Raw genomic sequence first — 26,043 nt, forward strand, 5'->3', positions numbered from 1 at the left:
ATGGCAAGCAGCAGAGAAATACGAAACAAAATCAAGAGTATTAAAAATACGCAAAAGATTACGCGTGCGATGGAAATGGTTGCTGCCTCCAAGATGAGAAAAGCACAGGATCGCATGAAAAAGGCGCGTCCTTATGGCGAAAAGATTCGTAATGTGGCCGCACATATGAGCAAGGCGAGTGTTGAGTATCGTCACCCTTTTCTGATTGACCGTAATTCTGTTAAAAGAGTAGGAATTATTGTTGTGACATCAGATAAAGGGTTATGTGGCGGGCTGAATACTAATGTATTACGTAGAGCTCTCAATGAAATACGAGTTTGGGGAGCCGAAGGCGAGCAAATAGAAGTTTGCTGCATAGGTAACAAAGGTTTGGGATTCATGAGTCGTCTCGGTGTCCAGGTGATTTCACAGGTTACTGGTTTAGGTGATGCACCTAATATGGAAAAATTGATAGGCGCAGTTAAGGTTGTCTTGGATGCTTATACTACTGACCATTTTGACAGGGTATATATTTTCTATAACCGTTTTGTCAACACTATGAAACAAATACCGGTTATGGAGCAACTTCTCCCGCTGACTGACGAGCATATGAGGGATGATAGTAATGAAGCCAAGCCTGCTCGCGCTCCATGGGATTATATTTATGAACCTGAAGCTAAACCTGTTATTGACGATATTATGATCAGGTATATAGAGGCACTCGTATATCAGGCAGTTGCTGAAAATATGGCTTCCGAGCAATCAGCAAGGATGGTTGCTATGAAAGCAGCCTCCGATAATGCTGGTAATCTAATTGACGAACTGACACTCATTTATAACAAATCTCGTCAGGCAGCTATTACCAAAGAACTTTCAGAAATCGTCGGTGGAGCAGCGGCTGTTTAAGTATTGTAAATTTGTATTTAGGGAAAAGTGATGAGCCATCAAGGAAAGGTCGTTCAATGCATTGGCGCGGTAATCGACGTAGAATTTGCATCAGAGGGAATACCAAAAGTATATGACGCTCTGGTAATGGAAGGGTCGGAGTTAACATTGGAAGTACAGCAGCAGTTGGGAGATGGCGTTGTCAGAACCATTGCACTTGGATCGTCAGATGGTCTGAGGCGAGGGATGATGGTTACCAATACACAAAAGCAGATATCGGTTCCTGTTGGTACCAAGACGCTGGGGCGCATTATGGATGTTCTCGGTAGGCCCATTGATGAAATGGGAGAAATTGGTGCAGAATCATTCATGCCCATTCATCGGACTGCCCCTGCTTTTGATGAACTGTCAGCCTCGACGGAGCTGCTGGAAACTGGAATCAAAGTTATTGATTTGATTTGTCCTTTTGCCAAGGGAGGCAAGGTTGGGCTTTTCGGCGGTGCTGGTGTAGGAAAAACTGTCAACATGATGGAGCTTATCCGTAATATCGCAATTGAGCATAGTGGATACTCGGTATTCGCTGGTGTGGGCGAGAGGACACGGGAAGGAAACGATTTCTATCATGAAATGAAAGATTCCAATGTATTGGATAAAGTAGCATTAGTTTATGGACAGATGAACGAGCCACCCGGAAACCGTTTACGTGTTGCGCTAACAGGTTTGACAATGGCTGAGGCATTTCGCGATGAAGGGCGTGATGTCTTATTCTTTGTAGACAATATTTATCGTTACACTCTGGCGGGGACGGAGGTTTCTGCATTATTAGGGCGTATGCCATCTGCAGTTGGATATCAGCCGACACTTGCAGAAGAAATGGGGCGTTTACAGGAAAGAATTACTTCTTCTAAAACGGGTTCAATTACGTCAATTCAGGCTGTATATGTACCGGCTGATGACTTGACCGATCCGTCTCCGGCAACGACGTTTGGTCACCTTGACGCTACTGTAGTGTTGTCGAGGGATATCGCTTCTCTTGGGATTTATCCTGCTGTTGATCCACTCGATTCGACTTCACGTCAATTAGATCCCCTGGTTGTTGGCGAAGATCACTACAACACAGCGCGTGAAGTTCAGCAGACATTACAGCGTTACAAAGAGCTGCGTGACATCATTGCTATTTTAGGTATGGATGAGCTTTCACCAGAAGATAAATTATCGGTTAGTCGCGCACGAAAAATACAAAGATTCCTGTCGCAGCCATTTTTTGTTGCCGAAGTCTTTACAGGATCACCCGGGAAATATGTTTCATTAAAAGAAACCATTAAGGGCTTCAAAGGAATTATTAATGGTGAGTATGATGATATTCCCGAACAGGCTTTTTATATGGTGGGCGGAATTGAAGAAGTGCTAGAGAAGGCTAAATCATTCCAATAATAAATATCTATTTTATAGGTAATCAATGGGTACGATATTCCACTTGGATATAGTGAGTGCAGAAGAATCGATTTATTCCGGACCTGCAGAATTCATTGTTGCTCCGGCAGTGATGGGGGAGGTAGGAATATATCCTCAGCATACCCCTATGCTTACTCGTATCAAATCAGGTGTGGTACGGGTAAAGGCACCACTTCAAGATGATGAAGAAATTTATGTTTCGGGTGGTATGCTTGAAGTACAGCCCGATGTTGTAACAATTCTGGCAGATACTGCTGTGCGGGGGCAGGACTTAGATGAAGCCAAAGCCTTGGAGGCGAAGCGCAAAGCAGAAGAAATCATGAAAAATAAGACTTCTGATATTGAATATGCACGGGCACAAGCTGAATTAATTGAAGCAACAGCCCAGCTGGCAGCTATTCGGAAACTAAGAAAAAGGAGACACTAAAGTTATCTAATTAGTGTTCAATGGTAGTGTGTTTATAAAAAAGGGCGATTCATAATCGCCCTTTTTTATAAACAAAAGGCATTTTTGCTAGCTGTCTTATTTATTCCATCCTTTCCCTTTCCAGTACACTTAATTTGCGTGTGTTTGCCACTGATAATTGTGCAAGAGTGATAGATAATTCTTGGTTTAGCAGATACGCCTTTGACTGCATAACCATAAACAAAGCATTTCAAGTAAGGATTAACTTGTGTTACAAATTGATGTTGTCATACTGGCAGCCGGGATGGGTAAGAGAATGCGGTCAACTTTACCCAAGGTTTTACATCCTTTGGCCGGAAAACCTATTTTATCCCATGTTTTAGATACTGCGCGTACCTTGTCTCCTACAAAAATATGTGTGATTTACGGGCATGGCGGAGAGCTGGTTCGGCAAACTGTTGGTAATGATCCTAATCTTATCTGGGTAAAACAGATACAGCAGTTAGGGACGGGGCATGCAGTAAAGCAAGCTCTGCCTTGCTTGGGGAAGAATGGTATTACGCTGGTTTTATTCGGTGATGTACCATTAGTAAAGAGTAATACACTCAAATCCCTGATTGATAAAGCATGTGAAGATAACCTGGCTTTGCTGACTGTAGAATTAAATGACCCTGCCGGTTATGGGCGTATCATACGCGACCCTAAAACAAATCGTGTCCAAGCAATTGTAGAAGAACAGGATGCCCTGCCATCGCAGAAGAAAATTCGTGAAATTAACACGGGTATCATGGTTCTTCCGAATATGTATCTGGAGAGCTGGCTCGATAGGCTAAGTAATGCCAATACTCAGGGCGAATACTACCTTACCGATATTATTGCAATGGCTGTTAATGATGGGGTCCAAATCGAGACTTCCAGCCCCGCATCTGATTGGGAAGTGGTTGGTGTAAATGACAAGATTCAATTGTCTGCCTTGGAGCGCGCCCATCAGCAGGATGTTGCAAAGAGGCTTATGGAGCAGGGGGTGATGTTTGCTGATCCTGCGCGCTTTGATGTGCGCGGCCAGCTGATTTGCGGACATAATGTTGAAATCGACATCAACTGCGTATTTGAAGGTAATGTACGCTTGGGTGATAACGTGAAGATTAGCGCAAACTGCATACTTAGAAACGTGGCCATCTCGGATGGATCGATTGTCCATCCTTTTAGCATGATAGAAGATACAGAGGTAGGTAAAAATTGCCGTGTTGGCCCTTATGCTCGCATCCGACCGGGGACACAACTCGACGACGCTGTACATGTTGGAAATTTTGTCGAGATTAAAAATAGTCATATAGCTTCTGGGAGCAAGGTTAATCACCTCAGCTATATTGGTGATACTGAAATGGGCAGACGGGTGAATATTGGTGCTGGTACGATTACTTGTAATTATGACGGAGCCTTTAAACACCAAACGATCATTGAAGATGACGTGTTTATTGGCTCTGATTCGCAGTTGATCGCTCCGATAACGGTGGCCAAGGGATCGACAATTGGCGCTGGATCCACTATTACGCGTGATACGCCTGAAGGTCAGCTAACATTATCCAGGATTAAACAAATAAGTATTGCCAACTGGAAGCGGCCGAAAAAAAACAAGGATTGATGCTGTTTATACAAGGTAGAGCTGAGTAGAGGATAGGTTATGTGCGGTATTGTAGGTGCAATTGCGAAAAATGATGTTGTACCATTTTTATTGGAAGGATTATCCAGGCTTGAGTACCGTGGTTATGACTCGGCAGGAATCGTAGTTGCAGATGGTACGTTGCATAGATTGCGGACAACGGGCCGTGTTTCTGAGCTGAGCAAGCTGGTTCATGCCGGAGGAACATCAGGACTTACCGGTATTGCGCATACTCGTTGGGCAACGCATGGGGCGCCTTCTGAGCGGAATGCTCACCCGCATTTTTCTGGTGATCAAAGAAAAATTGCTGTTGTACATAATGGTATTATCGAAAATCACGAAACTCTCCGGCAACGTTTAGAACAGGAGGGATTTAAATTTCTGTCAGATACCGACACCGAAGTAATTGCTCATTTGATTTCGCTTTATCTTCGTAAGACCGATGATTTGCTGGATGCTGTCTGCTATTCCCTTGAGGAGTTGCAGGGCGCATATGCTATCGCCGTTATGGAAGAGGCGCGTCAGGATCGCATTGTCGTTGCCAGAAATGGGGCTCCACTCTTGCTCGGGATAGATGATGGTGGACTTTACGCTGCTTCTGATGCCTCTGCACTGGTACAGATTACGCAGCGGATTGTGTATCTTGAAGAAGGAGATGTGGCGGAGTTGTCCAGTGATGGATATCGTATTTTGAATTGCCTGAATACAGTAAACGGCTGTGAAGTCACTCGTGAAGTAATTGAGAGCAGCTTGACGCGGGATGCGGTGGAGCTAGGTTCATATTCGCATTTTATGCAAAAGGAGATCTTTGAGCAGCCGGTTGCTGTGGCAAATACCCTGGAAATGGTATTGAATGTACAATCAGTGTCTCCTCAATTATTTGGCAGTGAAGCACAAACGATTTTTGCTCAGACTCGGGGAATATTGATACTCGCTTGCGGGACCAGCTATCATGCTGGTCTGGTTGCAAAATACTGGTTGGAAACAATTGCAAGACTTCCTTGTAATGTCGAGATTGCCAGTGAATATCGATATCGCAATCCAATTGCTGATCCAGCTACGCTGGTTATTGGTATTTCTCAATCTGGTGAAACTGCGGATACTCTGGCTGCGCTAAGTTATGCTAAATCATTAGGCCATCGCTACAATTTAGCAATTTGTAACGTGCCGGAAAGTGCCCTGATTAGGCAAACTAATCTGCGCTTCCTGACTCGTGCCGGCCCTGAAATTGGAGTTGCCTCCACAAAAGCTTTCACTACGCAGCTGGCAGTTTTGCTGTTGTTTACAGCAGTGCTTGCAAAGATACGCAACAAATTGCCGACTGAAGACGAACAGAAAATGATTGCCGCATTACGGCATTTGCCAGTTGCGATACAGCGTACGCTTCAAAGTGAGCTGGAAATTAAAAAATGGGCAGGAGATTTTTCCCAGAAACACCATGCTCTGTTTCTGGGGCGCGGCGTACACTACCCAATCGCATTGGAGGGGGCGCTGAAGCTTAAGGAGATTTCGTATATTCATGCTGAAGCTTATGCCGCAGGTGAGCTCAAGCACGGCCCTCTTGCGCTTGTAGACAGTGGAATGCCTGTAGTTGCCATAGCTCCGAATGATGTGTTGCTGGAAAAGCTGAAATCCAATTTGCATGAAGTGCGTGCACGCGGAGGAGAGTTGTACGTCTTTGCAGATGCAGATTCACGTATTGAGGAGAGTGAAGGGGTGCATATTATTCGCATGGATGAATATGGAGGTGTACTTAGTCCCATTTTGCATACTATTCCGTTACAGCTATTGGCTTATCACGTGGCTTTGCAAAAGGGTACCGATGTTGATAAACCCAGAAATCTGGCAAAATCCGTTACGGTTGAGTAATTGAGCTGCTTTGATTTTCAGCTTGCGATTAAAGTATCCAAGTACTCTCTGGCCCGACCAACAAGGCACACGGCTGCGGCATGCTTTATACAATGATGCTGGAATGGTAGCATTGTAGCCTTTCAATGATTAGAGGAAGTCAATGGCTGGTCATAGTAAGTGGGCCAATATTAAGCATAAAAAGGCCGCGCAAGATGCAAAACGAGGAAAGATTTTTACTCGTCTGATTAAGGAAATTACAGTTGCTGCCCGGCTGGGTGGCGGAGATCCTGGTAGTAATCCCCGTTTAAGGTTGGCGATGGATAAAGCCTTTGGACATAACATGCCAAAGGATAATGTCGAGCGTGCGATCAAGCGCGGGTGTGGTGAGCTTGAAGGCGTTAACTATGAGGAAATTCGCTACGAAGGCTATGGGGTATCCGGGGCTGCTGTCATGGTTGATTGCATGACGGATAATCGTACACGAACCGTGGCGGATGTTCGTCATGCATTTACCAAGCACGGTGGCAACTTGGGAACGGATGGTTCTGTCTCTTATTTGTTCACACATTGTGGCCAATTATTATTTGCGCCAGATATTGATGAAGCGCGGTTACTGGAAGTTGCGCTCAATGCAGGTGCGGAAGATGTTATCGATAATGATGACGGCAGTCTGGAAGTTATTACCAGTCCGGATACATTTGTAGCAGTCAGAGACGAGCTGGAAAAGGCTGCTTTTAAGGCTGAACTGGCTGAGGTAACCTGGAAACCGGAAAACGAAATCTTGCTGCAGGGTGATGATGCAGCCAAAATGCAGAAGCTGTTGGATGCTCTGGAAGATATAGACGATGTACAGGATGTTTATACTACTGCAGTCTTAGACATCTAATCTTGTTACCTTCCGGCAAGAGCATCCGCATACTGGGGATTGACCCTGGCTTACGTATAACAGGTTTTGGTGTTATCGAAAAAAATGGAAGCCAACTAACCTACCTTGGGAGTGGCTGCGTAGTAACCGAAAAATCCGGTTTACCGGATCGCTTGAAGACCATCCTTGATGGACTGAATGAAATTATTTTGCAGCACCAACCGGAGCAGGTTGCTGTAGAGCAGGTTTTTGTCAATATCAATCCTAAATCGACGCTGTTGCTCGGACAGGCTCGCGGTGCCGCAATTAGCGCAGCAGTTCTTCATGAACTTTCCGTATACGAATATACTGCTCTGCAAATCAAGCAATCTGTAGTGGGGAATGGCCATGCCCGGAAAGAGCAGGTGCAGGAAATGGTGATGCGATTGTTGAGGCTGGGAGAACGCCCTCGCCCGGATGCGGCTGATGCGTTGGCCTGTGCCATTTGCCATGCTCATGGAGGAACAGGCTTGCTTGCCCTGAGTGTGCGTAATCATCCGAAACGAGGTGGTTGTCCGTGATTGGTAGAATTACCGGGTTGCTGCTTGAAAAACATCCTCCGCTGGTGTTGGTTGATGTACAAGGTACCGGTTATGAAATTGACGTGCCGATGAGTACTTTCTGCAAGTTGCCTGATATTGGCAAAAAGGTAACGCTCCATACCCATTTCTGGGTACGAGAGGATGTACATTTGTTGTTTGGTTTTATGACGGAGCAGGAACGTGCGCTTTTTCGCCAGCTTACAAAAATTTCTGGTATTGGTGCGAGAACAGGTTTGGCGATTTTGTCCGGCTTGAGCGTCACAGATCTCCATCAAGCTGTGGTATCGCAGGACAGTATTCGCCTAACCAAAATCCCCGGAATTGGAAAGAAGACGGCGGAGCGTTTATTACTGGAGTTGCGCGATAAGATCGATCCAGTAGCGATCCTTTCTGAAGCGGGAGCGGCTGCATCTAACGTTGACAAAGACATTCTCTCTGCACTATTAGCACTGGGCTATAATGGCCGCGAAGTTAACCGGGCATTAGAGCAATTGTCGGAAGGTGTTACGGTATCTGACGGTATTATGCAGTCACTTAAATTTTTGTCGAAAGTAAAATAACGTTTTGGCTGATCTTAAATGATTGAATCGGATCGGATTATCACTGCCTCTCCGTTTTCTTCCCAAGAAGAAGTAATAGAACGCGCACTTCGTCCTGTTCAGCTGGATGACTATGTCGGTCAGGAAAAGATCCGTGAACAATTGAAGATTTTTATTGAGGCTGCCAGACAAAGGCAAGAAGCACTGGATCATGTGCTGCTGTTTGGCCCGCCCGGATTGGGTAAAACGACACTGGCTCATATTATTGCTCGCGAAATGGGTGTGAATTTGCGCCATACTTCCGGCCCAGTACTAGAGCGCGCAGGTGATCTGGCCGCTTTGCTGACCAATCTGGAAGCCAATGATGTATTGTTCATTGATGAGATTCACCGGCTTTCTCCCGTTGTTGAGGAAATCCTGTATCCGGCGATGGAGGATTACCAGTTGGATATCATGATCGGCGAGGGAGTGGCAGCAAGATCAGTCAAGATTGATTTGCCAAGTTTTACTCTAGTGGGAGCGACTACGCGAGCGGGTATGTTGACCAACCCACTGAGAGACCGCTTTGGAATCGTTTCCCGTCTGGAATTTTATACTTCCGATGAGCTCAGCAAGATTGTTACCCGTTCTGCCGGGTTGCTTGATGTCGATATTACTGCCGATGGCGCCAGAGAGATTGCATGCAGGTCACGGGGCACGCCACGGATCGCCAATCGATTACTGCGCAGAGTCCGTGATTTTGCTGAAGTCCGGGCGAACGGACGTATTGATCGCCAGGTAGCAGATGCTGCATTGCAGATGCTGGATGTTGATGCTGCTGGTCTGGATGTACTGGATAGAAAGCTTCTGCTAGCAGTGCTGGAAAAATTTGGCGGTGGTCCGGTAGGAGTGGATAATCTTGCTGCGGCTATCAATGAAGAGCGTGACACGATTGAAGAAGTGCTGGAGCCTTATCTTATTCAGCAGGGTTTTCTGCAGCGTACGCCTCGTGGCCGAATGGCAACAACCATGACTTATCAGCATTTCGATATCATCCCTTTACAGCAAGCCGCTACACTCGGTCTGTTTAACCCAGATTGAAAGCCGGTAATAACCCGCAAACCAAGATTCAATATCTTTCTGAAGAGTATTTTTACAAAAATGAAAGCTGCTTTTTTTTATCCCGTGCGTGTCTACTACCAGGATACTGATACGGGAGGTGTTGTATATCACGGATCTTACCTCAACTTTATGGAGCGCGCCCGTTACGAGTGGTTGCGCGATCTGGGGTTTACGGTGGATACCATGATCCGGTCACATAAAATGATTTTTCTTATTCGTTCACTCAGTATCGAGTACTTCAAGCCGGCTGTACTAGACGATTTGCTGGACATAACTGTGAAGGTAACAGAAATGGGCAGAAGCCGGATAACGTTGCAGCAGCAGATTTTACGTGAACAAGGTACACTTGCCAGCGCAACTGTTCATGCAGTATGTGTCGGATCAGATACGTTGAAACCGATTAGTATTCCAGTGCCACTTCGTCAAAAAATAGAAAACGGCCATTATGAGTAAAACCATCACCCAGGATTTATCATTTCTTCACCTGATTAGCGGTGCAAGCCTCCCGGTTCAACTGGTTATGCTGCTATTGTTGTTGGCTTCATTTATTTCCTGGTGGTTTATTTTCAGAAAATTATTTACCCTCCGTCAGGAAATCAAGCAAACCGATGAATTTGAAAGCGTATTCTGGCGCGGATCAGATTTGAATGCGCTGTATCAGCGAGCGGCCAGTGCGCGCCATGCAGCAGGTAGTATGGAGCGTATTTTTGAAGCTGGATTTCGTGAATTCACCAAATACCAGTCGGGGATCGATATCGGTCCCATCATGGACAGTACGCGCGGCGCAATGCGAGCTGTTTACCAGCGGGAAATGGACAGGCTTGAATCACATTTATCGTTTCTGGCTACTGTAGGATCTGTAAGTCCGTACGTAGGATTGTTCGGAACGGTGTGGGGGATTATGAATGCCTTTCGTGAGCTGTCCAATGTTGGTCAGGCGACCATCGCGCATGTTGCGCCTGGTATTGCTGAGGCGCTGATTGCAACGGCAATGGGGCTTTTTGCAGCGATTCCGGCCGTAATTGCCTATAACCGCTATGCTAGTGATACCGCTCAGCTCGCCACTCGCTATGAAAGTTTTATAGAGGAAGTATCCAACGTTTTGCAGCGTCGTGTGGCTAAACCTCGGGATATGGCAAATTTCTCATGATTCCGCGTCGCAGTAAACGCCGATTAATGAATGAAATCAATGTTGTGCCGTATATTGACGTTATGCTAGTGCTGCTTATAATTTTTATGATCACAGCACCGCTTATCCAGCCCAGCCAAATTGAATTGCCTGAAATCGGTAAATCATCTGTACCTCCAGCAGAGCCTTTAGAAGTCACAATTACCGCAAATGGTAATCTCACGTTACGTGATCGTGCCGGTGCGAACAGGGAGCAGCAGGTGAATCACAACCAGCTAGTGGAGCTGATCAAGGCCAGGCAGGCACAGAATACCAATCAGCCTGTCGTGATTGCAGCAGATAAAAATGTTCGTTACGAAAAGGTAATTCAAGTAATGGATATGTTGCAACAGCAACAAATCCGTAAAATCGGGTTGTTAACCAAGTCAAAATAACTATCGGGGTGTATGCGCAATGGTCTGGCTACCCGGGAATAAGAGCGAACCGGGAAAACTGCGTGCGGCATTGTTTGCCCTGTTGGTGCATGCAGCATTTCTCGCTTTGCTGGTATTTGGCCTGAACTGGAAGAATGAAGCACCTGAAGCGATGTCCGTTGATTTATGGGCAGATCTGCCTCAACGTCCGATCAAGCCTATATCACCTGTTGCGCAAGTAACATCCCAGACCGAACCAGCTAAGCTGCAATCCCGGCCACAACAAAAAGCTCAAACCCAGCCTCAGCCGGTGATCAAGGCGACACCCCCTCCGGTGCGTAAACCCGAGATTGCACTTAAACCCGAGATTGCACTTAAGGATAAAACGGAAAAACTACAACCTAAAGAGGAAGTGAAAAAACTGGAACCGGTGAAAAAGGAAGTGTCAAAAGAAGAACCAGCCAAGAAATCGGTAGAGAAACCAGCATCCAAGGAAGAGGTAAAGAAACCAGAGTCGGTTAAGAAAGAGGCACCCAAAACTGAATCTATCAAAAAAGTTGAACAGAAAGCCGAGAAAAAGGATGACGCTCGGCAGCAGGCTGAAGCACAAAATCGGGCTCGGCAGCGTGAACAGCAGATGGCTGCAGCAAAGGCAGCCCAAGCCAGAGCGCTGGGTGAAATCGAAAAATACAAAGCCATGATTCAGGCCAAGATTCGTAGCCGGATTATCATGCCGCCGGATCTTCCGGGGAACCCTGCAGTTGAGTTTATGGTGACCCTGCTACCGGGAGGAGATGTGCTGACAGTCACTTTGCGCAAATCAAGTAGTTATACTGCTTTTGATGAGGCAGTGGAAAGGGCGATTTATCTAGCGAAGCCCTTGCCTTTGCCCCCGGATCCCGGATTGTTTAATGAGTTTCGTAATTTAAATATTACTGTTTATTATCGTGAATAGTTTTTGACCTACCTCTACAACATGGCATGGTGATTCATATGCGTAATTTTTTGTATTGTACTGGTGTGTTTTTGTTGTTATGGATAAATACACCGCTACAAGCTGCTCTTAATATTGAGATCTTTGGTGGTGGGGCTAACAGGATGCCGATTGCCATAGCTCCGTTTAATGGCGGAAAAGAGCTTCCCCAGGATATTTCGGTGATTGTATCGGCTGATCTGGAGCGCAGCGGGATATTTAAACTGGTTGATCCGTTGGGGTTAACCTCGCAAGAGCCAGTGAGCTATGTCGATTGGCTGGGGCGAGGTGCGAGTGCGCTGGTTATCGGCAGCACATCAATGTTGCCGGACGGGCGGGTGGATATCCAGTTTCGCTTGCTGGATGTTGCCAAACAGGTTCAACTGACTGGATTTAGCGGTACCGTTACGATCGAACAGCTGCGTGCCTTTGCTCATCGTATTGCGGATATTGTATATGAAGCACTGACAAATGAACCTGGTGTCTTCAGCACGAGGATTGCCTTCGTCAGAAAACAGGGAAGCCGCTATGCATTGCAAGTGTCAGATTATGATGGGTTCAATGCACGTTCACTGATCGAGTATACCGAGCCGATCATCTCCCCGGCTTGGTCGCCAGATGGCAGCAAAATTGCTTACACTTCCTTTGAAAAGAAAAAACCAGTGGTTTATGTGCAGGCGCTGGCAACCCGTGAACGTAAGGTGGTAGCAAATTTCAAAGGAAGTAACAGTGCCCCGGCCTGGTCGCCTGATGGTGGAAAATTGGCAGTGGTTTTGACATTGCATGGTGGATCACAGATTTATCTGATCAATGCGGATGGTAGTGGACTGCAGAGGATTTCACAAAGCCCGGGGATAGATACAGAGCCCAGTTTTTCACCGGATGGAAAATGGCTGATATTTACTTCTGACAGAGGAGGAAGTCCGCAGATATATCGTATGCCGGTATCTGGCGGTGCTGCCGAGAGGTTGACCTTTGAAGGAGATTACAATGTCAGTCCGCGTTATAGCTCGGATGGAAAACGGTTTGTCTATATCCACAGAAATTCTGGCCGATTCAGCGTTGCTGTACAGGATTTATCGACTCGCCAGATGCAATTACTAACGGATTCCAGTTTTGATGAATCTCCCAGTTTTTCCCCCAATAGCCGCATGGTTCTGTACACGACGGAAGTGAGTGGGCGTGGTATATTATCCATCGTTTCCAGTGATGGCCAGACGAGAAGTCGATTTTCGCAGGAAGCGGGTGATGTCCGGGAAGCGGTTTGGGGGCCGTTGCTGAAACAGCGGTAATGTGGATAAGAAACGCTCACTGGATGTGGGTTATTTATTTATTTATTTATTTATGGTGAGAAATGAAAAAATTTTTAGCAGTGCTGGCGATTAGCCTGCTGTCAGCTTGCGCTAGCGATAATGCACAACAAACTTCTGATATTGAGGATCATTCGTATAGCAGGGGAGGAGAAAGTGAGGGTATGCGAAGCGGTACCGGATCAGATAGATTTGGGATGAATCCTTTACAGGACCCGAACAACATATTATCCCGGCGTAGTGTTTACTTTGATTTTGACAGCTATACAGTAAAGGGCGAGTACCGCGACCTGGTTCTTGCGCACGCTGCCTATTTGCGTGACAACCTGAACGCACAGGTGTTACTGCAAGGCAATACTGATGAACGTGGCAGTCGGGAATATAACCTTGCACTTGGGCAACGCCGAGCCAACAGTGTGAAGGATATCCTACTGCTATCCGGTGCCCGTGATCAACAGGTTGAAGCTGTCAGCCTGGGTGAAGAAAAACCGCGTGCTCTGGGGAGTGATGAGTCATCCTGGGCTGAGAACCGACGTACTGATATTCTCTATCAAGGAGAGTATTAATGTTTTTGCGCGCTTTCTTGCCGTTACTTTTGCTTCTTGGTTGTAGCGTTGCACAGGCTGCACTGTTTGGTGATTCTGAAACCCGTGAACAGTTGGATGCGCTGCGCGCAAAGGTATTGGAAATGGAAGCGCGCATGCAGCGTACGGAAGAAGTTTTTATGGGCCAATCTCTAATCGAATTGCATTCTCAGGCAGAAGCCCTCAAGGAAGAAATGGGAAAACTACGGGGGAAGATAGAGGTACTTGAGGATGAGAATCGGTCATTGCGCAAGCAACAAAAGGATTTCTATCTGGACCTTGATAACCGACTGCGTCAGATTGAGCCTGGTTCAGCGAGCGTCTCTGTGCCGGACTCCGAAATCTCTGTCCCGGCATCAGAACCGCCAGCTGCTGATATAAAAAATACTACACCTCTCAAAGCGTCTGTGATTCTGCAATTACCGGATACAGCTCAGCGCAATCGCTATGATGCAGCCTATGCTTTGTTTAAGGATGGTGATTATTCCGGATCGATAGCCAGTTTTGAGAGTTTCTTGTCCCGGCATCCCCAATCTGCTCTGGCACCTGCCGCAGCTTATTGGATTGGAAACGCACATTATGCAATGAGAAATTTTGACAAAGCGATTGCTGCGCAACAGCGATTGATTGAAACGTATCCTGATAGTCCCAAAGTACCGGATGGGCTTCTTAATATGGCAAGCAGTCAGGTTGAAATCGGTCAAAAAGCTGCTGCCAGAAAAACATTGGTAAATCTCATTACGAACTACCCTGGTACTGAGGCGGCAGAAAAGGCTAAGCGTCGTTTGGGATCTCTCAAATAGACTTGACTGTCTATGTTGCTAAAATTTAGCACAACTTGTTCTACTCATTTTTAAATTCCTTTTGGCAAGCAGAGGGAATGTTCCAGTCCCGTTAGGATCCGATGTTACGAGTTACGGAAATTTTCTATTCGCTTCAGGGGGAAACAAGCCGGATGGGATTGCCCACGGTATTTATCCGCCTGACCGGCTGCCCGTTACGTTGTGGATATTGCGATACCAGCTACGCATTTTCTGGTGGCGAAAGTATGGATATCAGTGAAATCATGCGCAAAGTGGCTTCGTTTTCTCCGCATTATGTCACTGTTACGGGAGGGGAGCCGTTAGCTCAAGCCGACAGCCTGACTCTGCTGACAGCTTTGTGTGATCGAGGATATTCCGTTTCTCTTGAAACCAGCGGAGCACTGGATATTTCACGAGTAGATACGCGTGTATCGAGAATTCTGGATATCAAAACACCAGGTTCTGGTGAGATGGAAAAAAATTACTGGAATAACCTCGACTGCCTGACTGCTCATGATGAAATAAAATTTGTATTGTGTGATCGGACTGATTATAACTGGGCGATGCAAAAACTCCTGACGCTGGAGTTAGCTAACATCTGCCCGGTTTTGTTCTCCCCGGTTTATAACCAGCTTGATCCCGCAGCGCTGGCGGCTTGGATATTACAAGATAGATTGCCGGTTCGTTTGCAATTCCAGCTACATAAGTTGCTCTGGGGGGAGTGTGTCGGGCGATAAAACAGTAGACGGGTTTGATTCATGAAAAAAGCAGTTGTGCTGTTATCAGGAGGGCTGGATTCCACTACAACACTTGCTATTGCCAGGGGAAATGGGTTTGCCTGTTACGCACTCAGTGTTGATTATGGTCAGCGTCATGCTGCCGAGCTAGCTGCTGCAACGCGAATTGGTCAATCACTCCAGGTTTGTGAACATCAGTTTCTCAAGCTGGATTTGACTGTTCTGGCCAGCTCTGCGCTGACCGATCCTTCTGTTACTGTTCCGATACATGGCACCAATCGAGGAATTCCAGCCACTTATGTTCCGGCCCGAAACACCATTATGTTGTCGCTGGCGCTGGCATGGGCGGAGGTGCTGGGCAGCCAGGATATTTTCATCGGTGTAACAGCTGTTGATTATTCTGGATATCCTGATTGCCGGCCGGATTATATTGATGCTTTTGAGAAAATGGCGAATCTGGCCACAAAAGCAGGAAGAGAAGGCAATCTTCTAAAGGTGCATGCTCCTTTAATTAATCTGCCCAAACATGACATCATTCGTCGCGGCCTGGAGCTTGGAATAGATTACAGTATGACTGTTTCCTGTTACCAGGCAGATGCAAGCGGGTGGGCTTGCGGTCAGTGTGATGCGTGCCATATCCGCCGAGCTGGTTTTGCAACGGCAAATATTCCCGACCCAACATACTACCAGGACAAACGATGATTACAATCGACTGCGCTCGATGCAGATACCAAGCTGTTTCACCCCTTGAATAACATCCAGTTTTGCTGCACTGACTTTTACCCAGGGTGAGCCAAATTCGTTAAGAATCATCTGAGCAATATTTTCTGTGAGCGTTTCAAGTAAAGAAAAATGTTGCTGATCGAGCATTGAATTAATTTTATACGCGACTTGTGAGTAATCCAGCGTATCTTCAATATGATCAGTCTTGCTAGCCTGTTGAGAGGGCAAAGCAATCTCAAGGTTTAATTCGATGGTCTGCGGAATTTTTTTTTCCCACGGATAAATGCCAATCAAGGTTTTTATTCTGAATTCTTTGAGAAAGATAATATCCATGGACAGACTCCGGGTTGGTTTGGGGGTTACGGGTAATACCCGGGTTGCACAATTTTAGTTTATTTATTGGAATATAAAAGTTTTGATGATTACGGTGATTCTGATTTTTTCTGCCTACTTGCTAGGCTCAATTTCTTTTGCTGTTGTTGCAAGCTGGTTATTCAAGCTTCCGGATCCGCGTAGTTACGGTTCTGGTAATCCCGGAGCAACGAATGTATTGCGTACCGGTAAGAAAGCGGCAGCGGCAGTAACATTATTGGGAGATGCGGGTAAAGGCTGGGTAGCGGTTGTGGTCGCTAAATATTTAGGTAATGTTCTGGGATTAGGTAATGAGGTTATTGCCAGCGCAGCACTTGCAGTATTTCTGGGACATTTATTTCCGATTTTTCTTGCGTTTAAGGGTGGAAAAGGCGTTGCCACATCGGCAGGCATACTGTTAGGATTAAATCTGTGGTTAGGTATTCTTGCTATATTAACTTGGATAATCGTTGCATTGGTTTCACGTATTTCTTCATTGTCTGCCTTATTGTCAGCTCTGCTTGCACCGTTGTACACTTATTTTTTATTGCAGAAAGAAATGCTGACAATAACTGTGCTTATCATATCCATACTATTGATATTAAAGCATCAATCGAATATTGCTAACTTGATCGCCGGCAAGGAAACAAGGATAGGCAAAAGTAGCTAATTTCAAGCTGCATATTCTCATAAATCTTCCAGGTTCCAGCGAGCCTTGATGGTAAAGCTGCCATCTGATCCAGGTGGTTTTTCGTTGAGCTGCTGCAAGCGTAATGCGCCGGCTAAGGCGATCATTGCACCATTATCAGTACAAAATTCTAGCTCAGGAAAGAAGACGGCAATACCCGTTCCTACCAGATGATGTCGCAGTTTTTGGCGTAAACGGTTATTTGCGCCTACACCGCCGGCTACGACCAGTTGTTGCAGTCTGGTAATTTTTAAAGCAGCGATAGATTTTTTTACCAGTACGTCAGTAACCGCATCTTCAAAAGCAAGCGCGATGTCGGCACGGGTTTGGGTATTTGCTTTTTGTTTATTAATGAGTAAAGCTGCGGCTGTTTTTAATCCACTAAAACTGAAATTCAGATCGTCACTGTTAAGCATGGGGCGTGGGAGTTTAAATCTTCCTGGTTGGCCCTGGGTTGCCAGGTCTGCGAGCAATTTTCCACCCGGATAATCCAAGCCCAATAGTTTTGCAGTTTTATCAAATGCTTCTCCTGCAGCATCATCCACCGTTTCACCTAATAGCTTGTATTGCCCGATGCCTTTTACGTGCATTAATTGAGTGTGTCCTCCGGATACAAGCAGCGCCACAAACGGAAAATCAGGCGCCGGATCAGATAAAAGTGGGGAAAGAAGATGGCCTTCAAGATGATGGATGTTCAATACAGGGATGTTGCGTGCAAAAGCTAGTGCATTGCTAATGCTCGCACCTGTCAATAACGCTCCCGCAAGTCCCGGACCCTGGGTATAGGCAATTGCATCAATAGTTTCCAGAGAAGTATTCGTTTGTTCTAATACCTGTGTGACAAGGGGTAATACCCGACGGATATGATCACGTGATGCGAGTTCCGGCACAACACCACCATAATCACGATGCATGTCAACTTGAGAGTACAGAGCGTGGCCAAGCAATTTTCGACGGGTGTCATAGAGTGCCACGCCTGTTTCATCGCATGAAGTTTCAATACCTAATACGAGCATTTTGGGATTTTTGGTGGGAAATATTTTTTGTAGTGATCAAACTTTCTTTTGGAAAAAAAATGATTGATGTTAAACTAGCGGGATTTTTCGAGGCTGGTTGGGCAAACAGGCTTTGGAAAAAGCAGGCTGGTTTGGAGCGAACTTGCGTTGCTTCATTATTCAAACAAGGAATCAGTCAGGTTTATAACTTAGTTTTAACTGCAGGGCAAATCGATTAACGTTTGCTTTGTGTGATATGGAAAACAATCAAAGGAGACCGAAAGGAATTATTACTTTATGACTACTGTTAAAGTCAAGGAAAATGAGCCATTTGAAATTGCAATGCGGCGTTTTAAACGTTCTATTGAAAAAACAGGTTTACTGACCGAGTTACGCGCACGGGAATTTTATGAAAAACCCACAGCGGTGCGTAAGCGTAAACATGCTGCGGCAGTAAAACGTACCTATAAACGGTTACGTAGTCAGATGTTGCCACCCAAATTGTATTGATTCCATTTGTTTTCCTGGGTTTCATCATTTAATGAAATTAAGGCAAAAAATAACCGAGGATATGAAGTCGGCAATGCGTGCAGGGGACGTGCAGCGTCGAGATGCGTTACGTTTGCTGCAAGCTGCCTTAAAACAAAAAGAAGTTGATGAGCGGATTGAGCTGGACGATGGTGCCGTAGTTGCTGTGATAGAGAAAATGCTTAAGCAGCGTCGGGATTCCATTTCGCAATATGAAGCGGCACAGCGTCAAGATTTGGCGGATATCGAAAAATTTGAGGTAGAGGTTCTACAGGTGTATATGCCTGTAGCACTAAGTGATGCTGAGCTGGATGCTATGATAAACGAAGTGATTACTTCACTTGGAGAAAGTGGGTCACCAAAAATTGGGCAGATCATAGCGCTGCTTAAGTCAAGGCTTGCAGGTCGGGCAGATATGGGAAGGGTATCTCAGCTGGTAAAGGAAAAAATCGCATCAAATTAAGTTGAAGCTAACCGGCTAATACCTGTTCCAGGCAGGCATACTTCAGAAGAGGTGTGCTCCGAGTGGTCTTTTATCGGAGATTTATTACCCATAAATGATTGCGCAGCCATTTATTCAGGAATTGTTGGATCGTATCGATATTGTCGATATTGTTGCGAGACATCTTAAACTCAAAAAGGCCGGTGCAAATTTTACAGCGTGCTGTCCTTTCCATAATGAAAAAACCCCGTCATTTACTGTAAATTCGTCCAAGCAGTTTTACCATTGCTTTGGTTGCGGCAGGCACGGCAATGCCATTAATTTTTTGATGGAACATAGTGGAGTCAGTTTTGTCGAAGCAGTGGAAAGTCTCGCGGCGCATGCTGGTATACAAATTCCTGCTTGGAAGAACATTAATTCAAAAGCATCCGATTCAGGTGAAACTTCATTGAATGAAGTGAGATTTGATGAGGTTATACAGACATCATCTGATTTGTATGGGCGGATGGAGCAGGCTGCAAAGTTTTATCGTGTGCAACTCAAACAATCAGAGTTGGCGATTGCTTATTTGAAAGATCGAGGGGTGTCAGGGCAGACCGCTTTGCATTTCGGAATCGGATACGCACCTTCTGGCTGGCAAAATCTGGCTGAGATCTTTACGGATTATCCGTCAGGTGATTCCAGTCATGCGCTGGTGCGATCAGGTTTGATCGTTGCTCATGAAAGCAAAAAAAACTATGACCGTTTCCGTCATCGGATCATGTTCCCTATTCTCGATCTTAAGAAGAGAATAATAGGATTTGGCGGACGAGCATTGGATGGGAGTGAACCGAAGTACCTCAATTCGCCGGAAACCCCGTTATTTATCAAAGGACGCGAACTTTATAACCTGGTATCAGCCGGTCCGGCAATCCGGAAATCAGGTCGGGTAGTCGTCGTAGAGGGCTATATGGACGTTGTAATGCTGGTGCAGCACGGCATTGAAAACGTAGTGGCAACTTTAGGTACGGCAACGACGTCTACGCATATCCAGAAGCTTTTACGTTATACGGATGAAGTGGTTTTTTGTTTTGATGGAGATGAAGCCGGTACAAAAGCTGCTTGGCGAGCATTAGAAACCAGTTTGCCGCAACTCAAAGATGGAAAGGATATCAAATTCTTATTTCTACCGGATAAAGAAGATCCGGATAGCTATATTCGCAAATACGGCAAGGATGCTTTTAAAGATCTGCTGGAAAAAGCTCAGCTGCTATCTGTGTTTTTTTGTAAAGAGTTATCCAGCCGTGTGAATCTTAGTACAAGTGAGGGACGTGCCCGATTGGTTCAGCAGGCAGAACCGCTGCTTGTACAGATTAATGCTCCTATATTTGGATTTATGTTAATGAAGCGTATTTCTGAGTTAGCTGGAGTGGATCAGAATCAGCTGATTGCTTTTCTGAAACCCGGAAAGAAGAATCAGCCTTCCATATCTCGTTCAAATGTATCCAGGCCCTTATCGGTTACGCCATATCGAAGGTTGATACAGATTTTGCTGCACACTCCAGCTTATGTGGATAAGCTGGATACAGATCTTTTTGCATTAAATGATGGTCAAAATGAGGAAAAGGCACTGCTGGCTGCATTGGTAGATTTTCTTAAAACATCTTCCTGCACTTCGATGGATGAATTGAATTCAGTAGCAATCATGTTGCATCTTGATCAAACTCCGCATCGTGTTTTATTGGAAAAGATTGCCCGGGATATACATGTAAAAGATGTAGATTGGGATATCGATGCTGAATTTACTGGAGCAATGGTGCGATTACGAGAAGCTCAACGTAAGTCGAGAGTGGCTGAGTTACACAATAGACCGCTTGCATCACTTACTCCAGAAGAGAAAAAAGAGTTGCGACGATTGATACTTTCTTGAGCTGTGGCGTGTAGGACCTTTTACAAGGTGATCAAAATAAAAAATGTGGGGTATATCAAATTGTGTTGCCGCGATTGGTTGATAAGCGATACTTTTGTTCATCTATTAAAAGTGCGTCAGAAATTTGATATAATTAAAAGCTTTCGGTTTGTTTCGTCTTTAGTCTTAATGGGTGCTCTGCATGGCAAAAGTAAAAGTGTCAGAATCAGCTAAAAAAAATACGGTTACATCACAAAAAACGACTGAAACAAAAAGTAAAAAAACGCCTATTACAGTCCACGATGATGAGATTAAAGTGGTAGTTAAGGGTGCTGGCGATATTCCTGTGGCTAAATCAGGGGTTGCATCTGTTAAAAAGAAGGCGATCACCCGGAAGAAATCTGTTAAGGGAACGAAGTCCAGCGGTGATCTATCTGCCTCGCCCGGACAGGATGTGGTGATGCCTGAAACAGGAGTGGAAGAGTCGAAACTCGTTGATGATATTTCTGAAAAAAACAAAGTGAGCAAAAAAGATAAAAGCCTTCTTTCAGAGAAGCAGGTTATTGAATTGAGCAGGAGCTCCGTGTCTATATCATCGGGCGATGATGTTGAATTACGCAGAATGCGTTTGAAGAAATTAATTATGCAGGGTAAGGAACGCGGTTATCTGACTTACTCTGAGATTAATGACCATTTGCCAGATGATATGTTGGATGCTGATCAAATTGAAAGCATTATCAGCATGATCAATGACATGGGTATTTCGGTACACGATGAAGCGCCTGATGCAGAAGCTTTGCTGATGTCGGATACGGCGACGGCGGTGGCTGACGAGGATGTGGCTGAAGAAACGGAAGCGGCACTTTCTAGTGTGGATTCAGAGTTTGGACGTACTACAGATCCAGTACGGATGTATATGCGTGAAATGGGTTCGGTAGGGTTGTTGACGCGAGAAAGTGAAATAGAAATCGCCAAGCGTATCGAAGATGGTTTAAGACATATGATCCAGGCAATTTCTGCCTGTCCGACGATTATAGAAAACATACTTGGGCTGGCTGCAGATGTGGAAAGCGGCCAGTTGCGTGCAGACGAGCTGGTCGATGGTTTCTTGGATGACGATACAGAGGAAATCATAGGCAAGGGAATGCCTGAAGAATCACTGGATCAGGACTTTGATTCGGATGAAACTGAGGAAGAGCAAATCGCTTCAGCCAATGCCGATATGCTGAAGATGAAAAATGAGGTGCTGGAGCGTTTTGCTGTGATACGCCAAACCTATGATGATATGAAAAAAATCATTGATAAAAAGGGTGGTGGGCGCCAAGACAAGAAATATAAGCAGCTACAGGAAAAAATTTCTGCCGAACTGATGGCAATGCGCTTCTCGGCCAAGATGGTTGAAAGATTGTGTGATACACAGCGTACTATTGTGAATGATATTCGCAGCTGCGAACGCAAAATTGCTGAATTGTGTGTCGTGCGGGCGAAAATGCCACGAAATCATTTTATTAAGGCATTTCCAGGTAACGAAACAAATATTGACTGGATCAACTCGGAAGTAGATGCAAATCAGCCTTACAGCCAATCTCTTGAGCATTATCGTCCGGCTGTTATGGAGCAGCAGCAAAAGATGCTTACTCTTCAGGAACAGGCTGGTATTCCTATCAAGGAATTGAAGGAAATTAATCGTCGTATGACGACGGGTGAAGCCAAAGCACGACGTGCAAAGCGCGAAATGACAGAGGCTAATTTGCGGTTAGTTATATCAATTGCCAAGAAATACACTAATCGCGGATTGCAGTTTCTTGATCTGATACAGGAAGGTAATATCGGATTGATGAAGGCAGTTGATAAATTCGAATATCGACGTGGATACAAGTTTTCAACGTATGCGACATGGTGGATCCGTCAGGCAATTACACGCTCTATTGCAGATCAGGCACGTACTATTCGTATCCCAGTGCACATGATAGAAACTATCAACAAGATGAATCGTATCTCCCGTCAGATTCTGCAGGAAACCGGACAAGAGCCAGAACCTGCAGTACTTGCAGAAAAAATGGAGATGACTGAGGAAAAAATCAGAAAAATCCTTAAGATATCAAAAGAACCAATTTCAATGGAAACACCTATTGGTGATGATGAGGATTCTCACTTGGGAGATTTTATTGAAGATGTCTCTACCATGGAGCCGGCCGATGCTGCGATTTATGCAGGATTGCGTACTGTCACAAAAGATGTACTGGACTCTTTAACGCCTCGGGAAGCAAAGGTTTTACGCATGCGTTTCGGTATTGAAATGAATACAGATCATACTCTAGAAGAGGTAGGAAGGCAGTTTGATGTGACGCGTGAACGAATTCGCCAGATCGAGGCAAAAGCACTGCGAAAATTAAGGCATCCTGCCCGATCTGACCGATTACGCAGCTTCCTGGATAGTGGAAATTCCTGATACTATATTAATCAAATTGAAAAAAGAAGCTGTCAAAAACTTCTGTCATCAGGGTCTGTAGCTCAGTTGGTTAGAGCAGGGGACTCATAATCCCTTGGTCGTAGGTTCAAGTCCTACCAGACCCACCATTCAATCAAATAGTTATGGGTTATATAACCCATAACTATTTCCGCAAACCGCTACTTCGTTGGAGTGGTTTTGTCACCTTTTCTCTCCCGAACATATATCTCCGTCATCATGGTGACTGATGCGTGTCCCAGTTGCTTTTGAGCCTGTCTGATATCATCTGCAGACTCTGCTTTATCGATCCCGGCTTTTGCACACAAATCGCGGAACTGAAATTTGCCTTTATCTACGCTGGCCGCTTCCCTGATGACCTTATCAAAATGTGCGCGCAGCGTGATATATGCCAGCTTCTTACTGGCTGTAGTAGTCTAATTTGCCCGGACACCTTGATAGGTGGAAAAAAACCCATCATCCGAGGAGTTTTACATCAAAAAGCAATGTAGGCCATGAAAGAATGGTATAAAACTCATCCCCATCTCTTTCATAAAAAACCATACAATCATTCAGGATGCGACAGCTAGCTTCTCCTGCTTAGCTTCCATCGTCAATTGAATCAGTTGCAAGCGTGACTTATTAATGGTGATTTGGGGTAACTCAGATTTTTATTTTATAGACTTTCAGTTCTATTTGGAGTATAAGTAACTATACAACGAATTTGTTTCAAAGCTTTTGCAGTTATTGGTGTTCCTGTTGGTATTCCATGTGCAATCTTAGATTCAAATAGCTCTACGGAAGCCTTTCCGTTTTTTGACAAAGGAGTATTCACATGACGACAGGTATAGTTAAATGGTTTAATGATGCAAAAGGTTTTGGGTTTATTACCCCTGATGATGGTAGCGAGGATTTATTCGCGCATTTTTCTGCAATCAGCATGAATGGATTTAAGACTCTGAGAGAAGGTCAAAGAGTTTCTTTTGATGTGACACAAGGTCAAAAGGGTAAACAAGCATCCAATATTCAAGCTCCCTGATTAAGACTTGATCTGATAAAAAGCCCAGCCCTTAAGAAGCTGGGCTTTTTGCTGTTTACCCTACATTCCCCACCTTTCCATTCCCTTCCTTGCCATCTGTGCAGGTAATTCACCCCCCTCCCCCCCGGGTGATCCATCCAGCTAGGGGGTCTCATCCACCTCAGTCCAACCGGTAACGAGTAGATCCTGAAGATCTTCAGAGCATTCCACAAAGGCCGCCAATTCTACGTGGTAAAGTATTGGCCCAGACTTTCAGTTCTGTGATCAGTTTGTCTGTTAGTTACTACGATGGTACGAGCTAATCTCTTATAGCGACGGGATCTGGCTTTGTCCAGACAGGTGCCTTGATAGACAGCTTCGGCGCAGGAGGTGCCTTTGCTTCTTAATACCTTAATAGTCATTGCCATCTCCTGTGTTAACAATAGCGGCCACCTTGTAGAAAAAGTGACCAGCTTAATTCAGGGGGGCATTTTTACATTGCCGGTGACACTCCAGCCATAAGGACGATCTCTCCCTTCTGGAAACCGGATTGCCGTCAGGTTAAACAGGATGCCTTGCTGTTCCGGTGAAATGAATTTGTCGGGATTGCTGACAGGTTACTGGTTAACTTCCTTATCCAGAATATCCAGCACCCATTTACGAAACTCCTTGGCAACTTTGGTGCGGGTAAACATGGCCAACAGGCGACAATTAGCCTGATACAAGGGGGGGATTGGGTAGAAGGTATGGCGAATGCGTAAGATGCTGTGAAGGGCAGGTTTGTTTGATGACTAGATGAAAAAACCGTTAACCCAACTTTAGTTTAAAAAGAACAGAGTATGTTTTTTCCACAAACCTTACTGAGGCCGGTTGAATGATCGTAATAATATAAAAAACAGGAGGTTAATTCTTGAAGAATGTCTCCTGTCAATTACGTCAGATAAGTAAGATGTTACCTGAGTGTGGTGATGTACTCAGATACTGCCTTCATCTCTTGTTCACTCATGCGCGAAACAATCATCTGCATGGCACTGTTCGTGTCATTCTTGCGTGTTCCCAGGCGAAATGCTTGTAGCTGGGACAGAGTGTAGGCGGCATGCTGGCCATCTATTCTTGGATAATGCGGTGGAATACCTTGTCCATTGGGAGAATGGCAGCTGGAGCACGCAGGAATAAAGTTTTCCAGATTTCCGCCCTGATAAAGCCTTTTTCCTTCCTCTATCAGGGAAGCATCACCAACTATTCCGGGTTGTGGCTTTTGCTGTGAATAGTAAGCGGCAAGATTTTCGATGTCGCTCTCACTTAATGTTGCCACCATGGGAGCCATAATCATATTGTCACGCGCGGCAGTTTCACCTGCTGCAGCCTTGAAATCATGCAATTGCTTGGCAGTATATCCCGGTTCCTGCCCCGCAAGAATGGGGTAAATAGGAATAGTACTGTTACCATCAGCATTGTGACAGCCTGCACATATTCCGGCTGCAATTTCTTTGCCTTTCTCAACATCGCCCGCAGCTGGGGATTCGGCAAATGCAAAGCTGGAAAATGTGAGTACGATTGCTGCTACAGTAGTTCCAATGAGTTTCATGATCGTTATAGGCTATAAAGTAGTTTCTGATAAAAGAGACAATATATATGTATTCTAACAAGATTTGTTGACTACAGTAAACGCTGCTATTGTTTACTT

Annotated in this window: 28 protein-coding genes and 1 tRNA gene; 26 read left to right on the forward strand and 3 right to left on the reverse strand. The window is 45.2% G+C overall.

Features of this window, described 5'->3' with window-relative positions; translation table 11 throughout:
- The 18 genes from atpG to queC all read left to right on the forward strand — a co-directional run bounded on the left by atpG (nucleotide 1) and on the right by queC (nucleotide 15,976).
- A complete protein-coding gene (gene atpG, locus ACZ5EJ_RS00875) occupies nucleotides 1–885 on the forward strand; it encodes a F0F1 ATP synthase subunit gamma (protein ID WP_074455744.1) in 885 nt (294 codons plus the stop codon).
- Between the two features lie 30 nt (nucleotides 886–915).
- Nucleotides 916–2,298, forward strand: coding sequence for a F0F1 ATP synthase subunit beta (gene atpD, locus ACZ5EJ_RS00880; RefSeq protein ID WP_074455743.1), 1,383 nt, complete (start codon nucleotides 916–918; stop codon nucleotides 2,296–2,298).
- 25 nt (nucleotides 2,299–2,323) lie between these two features.
- Nucleotides 2,324–2,746: a F0F1 ATP synthase subunit epsilon gene (locus tag ACZ5EJ_RS00885; RefSeq protein ID WP_011633406.1), complete on the forward strand. Its 423-nt coding sequence runs from the start codon at nucleotides 2,324–2,326 to the stop codon at nucleotides 2,744–2,746.
- Nucleotides 2,747–2,993: 247 nt separating this feature from the next.
- Nucleotides 2,994–4,370: a bifunctional UDP-N-acetylglucosamine diphosphorylase/glucosamine-1-phosphate N-acetyltransferase GlmU gene (gene glmU / locus ACZ5EJ_RS00890; RefSeq protein WP_176752577.1), complete on the forward strand. Its 1,377-nt coding sequence runs from the start codon at nucleotides 2,994–2,996 to the stop codon at nucleotides 4,368–4,370.
- A 39-nt stretch (nucleotides 4,371–4,409) separates the two neighbouring features.
- Nucleotides 4,410–6,257, forward strand: coding sequence for a glutamine--fructose-6-phosphate transaminase (isomerizing) (gene glmS, locus ACZ5EJ_RS00895; RefSeq protein WP_074455742.1), 1,848 nt, complete (start codon nucleotides 4,410–4,412; stop codon nucleotides 6,255–6,257).
- A 142-nt stretch (nucleotides 6,258–6,399) separates the two neighbouring features.
- Nucleotides 6,400–7,125, forward strand: coding sequence for a YebC/PmpR family DNA-binding transcriptional regulator (locus ACZ5EJ_RS00900; protein WP_011633409.1), 726 nt, complete (start codon nucleotides 6,400–6,402; stop codon nucleotides 7,123–7,125).
- A gap of 2 nt (nucleotides 7,126–7,127) precedes the next feature.
- Nucleotides 7,128–7,664: a crossover junction endodeoxyribonuclease RuvC gene (gene ruvC / locus ACZ5EJ_RS00905; protein ID WP_074455741.1), complete on the forward strand. Its 537-nt coding sequence runs from the start codon at nucleotides 7,128–7,130 to the stop codon at nucleotides 7,662–7,664.
- Nucleotides 7,661–8,245, forward strand: coding sequence for a Holliday junction branch migration protein RuvA (gene ruvA, locus ACZ5EJ_RS00910; protein ID WP_011633411.1), 585 nt, complete (start codon nucleotides 7,661–7,663; stop codon nucleotides 8,243–8,245). The genes ruvC and ruvA overlap by 4 nt, the downstream gene beginning before the upstream one ends.
- A gap of 18 nt (nucleotides 8,246–8,263) precedes the next feature.
- The gene (gene ruvB, locus ACZ5EJ_RS00915) at nucleotides 8,264–9,304 is read left to right on the forward strand and encodes a Holliday junction branch migration DNA helicase RuvB (protein WP_074455740.1); all 1,041 of its coding nucleotides are present in this window, start codon (nucleotides 8,264–8,266) and stop codon (nucleotides 9,302–9,304) included.
- Nucleotides 9,305–9,364: 60 nt separating this feature from the next.
- Nucleotides 9,365–9,778, forward strand: a complete 414-nt coding sequence (ybgC, locus tag ACZ5EJ_RS00920; RefSeq protein WP_074455739.1) for a tol-pal system-associated acyl-CoA thioesterase — start codon at nucleotides 9,365–9,367, stop codon at nucleotides 9,776–9,778.
- Entirely contained in the window at nucleotides 9,771–10,475 is a 705-nt protein-coding gene (gene tolQ, locus ACZ5EJ_RS00925; RefSeq protein WP_011633414.1) for a protein TolQ, read from the forward strand. Before ybgC ends, tolQ begins: the two co-directional genes overlap by 8 nt.
- The gene (gene tolR / locus ACZ5EJ_RS00930; protein ID WP_176752576.1) at nucleotides 10,472–10,888 is read left to right on the forward strand and encodes a protein TolR; all 417 of its coding nucleotides are present in this window, start codon (nucleotides 10,472–10,474) and stop codon (nucleotides 10,886–10,888) included. Before tolQ ends, tolR begins: the two co-directional genes overlap by 4 nt.
- A 19-nt stretch (nucleotides 10,889–10,907) precedes the next feature.
- Entirely contained in the window at nucleotides 10,908–11,822 is a 915-nt protein-coding gene (tolA, locus tag ACZ5EJ_RS00935) for a cell envelope integrity protein TolA (protein ID WP_074455738.1), read from the forward strand.
- A 38-nt stretch (nucleotides 11,823–11,860) separates the two neighbouring features.
- A complete protein-coding gene (gene tolB / locus ACZ5EJ_RS00940) occupies nucleotides 11,861–13,132 on the forward strand; it encodes a Tol-Pal system beta propeller repeat protein TolB (protein ID WP_464557273.1) in 1,272 nt (423 codons plus the stop codon).
- Nucleotides 13,133–13,194: 62 nt separating this feature from the next.
- On the forward strand, nucleotides 13,195–13,716 hold the full coding sequence (gene pal / locus ACZ5EJ_RS00945; RefSeq protein WP_011633418.1) for a peptidoglycan-associated lipoprotein Pal: 522 nt from the start codon (nucleotides 13,195–13,197) through the stop codon (nucleotides 13,714–13,716).
- Nucleotides 13,716–14,537 carry a tol-pal system protein YbgF gene (gene ybgF / locus ACZ5EJ_RS00950; RefSeq protein ID WP_074455736.1) on the forward strand — a complete coding sequence of 274 codons (822 nt, stop codon included), beginning with the start codon at nucleotides 13,716–13,718 and terminating at the stop codon, nucleotides 14,535–14,537. The genes pal and ybgF overlap by 1 nt, the downstream gene beginning before the upstream one ends.
- 101 nt (nucleotides 14,538–14,638) lie before the next feature.
- Entirely contained in the window at nucleotides 14,639–15,274 is a 636-nt protein-coding gene (queE, locus tag ACZ5EJ_RS00955) for a 7-carboxy-7-deazaguanine synthase QueE (RefSeq protein WP_011633420.1), read from the forward strand.
- A gap of 21 nt (nucleotides 15,275–15,295) precedes the next feature.
- Nucleotides 15,296–15,976, forward strand: coding sequence for a 7-cyano-7-deazaguanine synthase QueC (gene queC / locus ACZ5EJ_RS00960; protein WP_074455735.1), 681 nt, complete (start codon nucleotides 15,296–15,298; stop codon nucleotides 15,974–15,976).
- Here the strand turns inward: queC and ACZ5EJ_RS00965 are convergent, their stop codons facing one another.
- Nucleotides 15,977–16,330: a dihydroneopterin aldolase gene (locus tag ACZ5EJ_RS00965; protein ID WP_074455734.1), complete on the reverse strand. Its 354-nt coding sequence runs from the start codon at nucleotides 16,328–16,330 to the stop codon at nucleotides 15,977–15,979. It lies immediately after the preceding gene.
- A gap of 85 nt (nucleotides 16,331–16,415) precedes the next feature.
- On the opposite strand from ACZ5EJ_RS00965, the gene plsY reads away from it, so the two are divergent.
- Nucleotides 16,416–17,018, forward strand: a complete 603-nt coding sequence (gene plsY, locus ACZ5EJ_RS00970; protein WP_074455733.1) for a glycerol-3-phosphate 1-O-acyltransferase PlsY — start codon at nucleotides 16,416–16,418, stop codon at nucleotides 17,016–17,018.
- Nucleotides 17,019–17,035: 17 nt separating this feature from the next.
- Here the strand turns inward: plsY and tsaD are convergent, their stop codons facing one another.
- Complete coding sequence (tsaD, locus tag ACZ5EJ_RS00975; protein WP_464557274.1) at nucleotides 17,036–18,052, reverse strand: tRNA (adenosine(37)-N6)-threonylcarbamoyltransferase complex transferase subunit TsaD; 1,017 nt, start codon at nucleotides 18,050–18,052, stop codon at nucleotides 17,036–17,038.
- On the opposite strand from tsaD, the gene ACZ5EJ_RS00980 reads away from it, so the two are divergent.
- From ACZ5EJ_RS00980 to cspE, 7 genes are all read left to right on the forward strand, one after another.
- A complete protein-coding gene (locus tag ACZ5EJ_RS00980; RefSeq protein WP_464557751.1) occupies nucleotides 18,025–18,270 on the forward strand; it encodes a hypothetical protein in 246 nt (81 codons plus the stop codon). The genes tsaD and ACZ5EJ_RS00980 overlap by 28 nt on opposite strands.
- Nucleotides 18,271–18,328: 58 nt before the next feature.
- Nucleotides 18,329–18,541 (forward strand): 30S ribosomal protein S21, encoded by a 213-nt coding sequence (gene rpsU, locus ACZ5EJ_RS00985; RefSeq protein WP_011110871.1) that lies wholly within the window; start codon nucleotides 18,329–18,331, stop codon nucleotides 18,539–18,541.
- Nucleotides 18,542–18,572: 31 nt separating this feature from the next.
- Entirely contained in the window at nucleotides 18,573–19,022 is a 450-nt protein-coding gene (locus ACZ5EJ_RS00990) for a GatB/YqeY domain-containing protein (protein ID WP_011633425.1), read from the forward strand.
- Nucleotides 19,023–19,116: 94 nt separating this feature from the next.
- On the forward strand, nucleotides 19,117–20,910 hold the full coding sequence (gene dnaG / locus ACZ5EJ_RS00995; RefSeq protein ID WP_074455731.1) for a DNA primase: 1,794 nt from the start codon (nucleotides 19,117–19,119) through the stop codon (nucleotides 20,908–20,910).
- Nucleotides 20,911–21,091: 181 nt separating this feature from the next.
- The gene (gene rpoD / locus ACZ5EJ_RS01000) at nucleotides 21,092–23,341 is read left to right on the forward strand and encodes an RNA polymerase sigma factor RpoD (protein WP_464557276.1); all 2,250 of its coding nucleotides are present in this window, start codon (nucleotides 21,092–21,094) and stop codon (nucleotides 23,339–23,341) included.
- 51 nt (nucleotides 23,342–23,392) lie between these two features.
- Nucleotides 23,393–23,469, forward strand: a tRNA-Ile gene (locus ACZ5EJ_RS01005).
- Nucleotides 23,470–24,173: 704 nt separating this feature from the next.
- On the forward strand, nucleotides 24,174–24,377 hold the full coding sequence (cspE, locus tag ACZ5EJ_RS01010) for a transcription antiterminator/RNA stability regulator CspE (protein WP_011633429.1): 204 nt from the start codon (nucleotides 24,174–24,176) through the stop codon (nucleotides 24,375–24,377).
- Nucleotides 24,378–25,308: 931 nt separating this feature from the next.
- Here cspE and ACZ5EJ_RS01015 read toward each other — a convergent pair.
- Nucleotides 25,309–25,944 carry a c-type cytochrome gene (locus ACZ5EJ_RS01015; RefSeq protein WP_074455729.1) on the reverse strand — a complete coding sequence of 212 codons (636 nt, stop codon included), beginning with the start codon at nucleotides 25,942–25,944 and terminating at the stop codon, nucleotides 25,309–25,311.
- Nucleotides 25,945–26,043 lie beyond the last annotated feature (99 nt).

The sequence above is a fragment of the Nitrosomonas sp. TNE100 genome, from assembly GCF_055387135.1.

What these genes read in the sequence shown, in the direction of transcription:
- tolB (WP_464557273.1), top strand. Translation starts at nt 11,861, where the DNA reads ATGCGTAATTTTTTGTATTGTACTGGTGTGTTTTTGTTGTTATGGATA.
- tolR (WP_176752576.1), top strand. Translation starts at nt 10,472, where the DNA reads ATGATTCCGCGTCGCAGTAAACGCCGATTAATGAATGAAATCAATGTT.
- glmS (WP_074455742.1), top strand. Translation starts at nt 4,410, where the DNA reads ATGTGCGGTATTGTAGGTGCAATTGCGAAAAATGATGTTGTACCATTT.
- ybgF (WP_074455736.1), top strand. Translation starts at nt 13,716, where the DNA reads ATGTTTTTGCGCGCTTTCTTGCCGTTACTTTTGCTTCTTGGTTGTAGC.
- ruvB (WP_074455740.1), top strand. Translation starts at nt 8,264, where the DNA reads ATGATTGAATCGGATCGGATTATCACTGCCTCTCCGTTTTCTTCCCAA.
- rpsU (WP_011110871.1), top strand. Translation starts at nt 18,329, where the DNA reads ATGACTACTGTTAAAGTCAAGGAAAATGAGCCATTTGAAATTGCAATG.
- tolA (WP_074455738.1), top strand. Translation starts at nt 10,908, where the DNA reads ATGGTCTGGCTACCCGGGAATAAGAGCGAACCGGGAAAACTGCGTGCG.
- queE (WP_011633420.1), top strand. Translation starts at nt 14,639, where the DNA reads ATGTTACGAGTTACGGAAATTTTCTATTCGCTTCAGGGGGAAACAAGC.
- ACZ5EJ_RS00965 (WP_074455734.1), bottom strand. Translation starts at nt 16,330, where the DNA reads ATGGATATTATCTTTCTCAAAGAATTCAGAATAAAAACCTTGATTGGC.
- pal (WP_011633418.1), top strand. Translation starts at nt 13,195, where the DNA reads ATGAAAAAATTTTTAGCAGTGCTGGCGATTAGCCTGCTGTCAGCTTGC.
- rpoD (WP_464557276.1), top strand. Translation starts at nt 21,092, where the DNA reads ATGGCAAAAGTAAAAGTGTCAGAATCAGCTAAAAAAAATACGGTTACA.
- queC (WP_074455735.1), top strand. Translation starts at nt 15,296, where the DNA reads ATGAAAAAAGCAGTTGTGCTGTTATCAGGAGGGCTGGATTCCACTACA.
- atpG (WP_074455744.1), top strand. Translation starts at nt 1, where the DNA reads ATGGCAAGCAGCAGAGAAATACGAAACAAAATCAAGAGTATTAAAAAT.
- atpD (WP_074455743.1), top strand. Translation starts at nt 916, where the DNA reads ATGAGCCATCAAGGAAAGGTCGTTCAATGCATTGGCGCGGTAATCGAC.
- ybgC (WP_074455739.1), top strand. Translation starts at nt 9,365, where the DNA reads ATGAAAGCTGCTTTTTTTTATCCCGTGCGTGTCTACTACCAGGATACT.
- plsY (WP_074455733.1), top strand. Translation starts at nt 16,416, where the DNA reads ATGATTACGGTGATTCTGATTTTTTCTGCCTACTTGCTAGGCTCAATT.
- ACZ5EJ_RS00980 (WP_464557751.1), top strand. Translation starts at nt 18,025, where the DNA reads ATGAAGTTTCAATACCTAATACGAGCATTTTGGGATTTTTGGTGGGAA.
- dnaG (WP_074455731.1), top strand. Translation starts at nt 19,117, where the DNA reads ATGATTGCGCAGCCATTTATTCAGGAATTGTTGGATCGTATCGATATT.
- ACZ5EJ_RS00990 (WP_011633425.1), top strand. Translation starts at nt 18,573, where the DNA reads ATGAAATTAAGGCAAAAAATAACCGAGGATATGAAGTCGGCAATGCGT.
- cspE (WP_011633429.1), top strand. Translation starts at nt 24,174, where the DNA reads ATGACGACAGGTATAGTTAAATGGTTTAATGATGCAAAAGGTTTTGGG.
- tolQ (WP_011633414.1), top strand. Translation starts at nt 9,771, where the DNA reads ATGAGTAAAACCATCACCCAGGATTTATCATTTCTTCACCTGATTAGC.
- ACZ5EJ_RS00885 (WP_011633406.1), top strand. Translation starts at nt 2,324, where the DNA reads ATGGGTACGATATTCCACTTGGATATAGTGAGTGCAGAAGAATCGATT.
- ACZ5EJ_RS01015 (WP_074455729.1), bottom strand. Translation starts at nt 25,944, where the DNA reads ATGAAACTCATTGGAACTACTGTAGCAGCAATCGTACTCACATTTTCC.
- ACZ5EJ_RS00900 (WP_011633409.1), top strand. Translation starts at nt 6,400, where the DNA reads ATGGCTGGTCATAGTAAGTGGGCCAATATTAAGCATAAAAAGGCCGCG.
- tsaD (WP_464557274.1), bottom strand. Translation starts at nt 18,052, where the DNA reads ATGCTCGTATTAGGTATTGAAACTTCATGCGATGAAACAGGCGTGGCA.